The 531-nt window shown below is 49.5% G+C and carries 1 protein-coding gene; it reads right to left on the bottom strand.

Annotated elements, in window-relative coordinates:
* Positions 1-35: 35 nt before the first annotated feature.
* Positions 36-531: hypothetical protein (locus H0248_RS21600; RefSeq protein WP_219609338.1), on the bottom strand; the 496-nt coding region annotated here is incomplete at its 5' end.

Here is a 531-nt window from a genome sequence, read left to right as displayed (position 1 = left end):
AACGCGACATTCAAGATCATCCCAATCCACCTTAGTTATCTCCTTGTTCTATAGGTATCGACGATGCTATCCATTTCAACGACACAGCTTTCAGCCCACCTGATCATCGGTTTGTTATCAGGTAGCATCAGCACACAAAAGCTATTCTGTCCCTTCTTACGTTTCGGCATCGGCAGAGTGATCGTATGTTTCTCAAATTGGAACCCTGATTTTTCCTGTTCTTCGGTCATATCCAATTCCCACGCTATCTTGACCGTATCCCCCTCTATTCGATAGGGACCAGCGCTTCCCCCTCCCCCGGCATGAAATCCATCAAACGCAAAGGTATTGCTACCCATATTACCGTTAACGTACACATAGCTAATGGGGCGATCGATCACCGAATGGACAACGATTGACGCCCCGCCATGCCGTTCCTGAATCAGAAACGTCCAGCCCAGCCAAAGTACCAGCAGAATGCTTGCCACCCACCGCCCCCAGCGCGGCAATATCTGCCATATCGCCGTTATCAGCCCCGATATCACTCTTGTT

The organism is Pectobacterium brasiliense, from assembly GCF_013449685.1.
GTDB classification, from domain to species: domain Bacteria; phylum Pseudomonadota; class Gammaproteobacteria; order Enterobacterales; family Enterobacteriaceae; genus Pectobacterium; species Pectobacterium brasiliense_A.
Note: the sequence above shows the minus strand (reverse complement) of the source record. Positions and strands in the feature narration are given on the sequence as shown.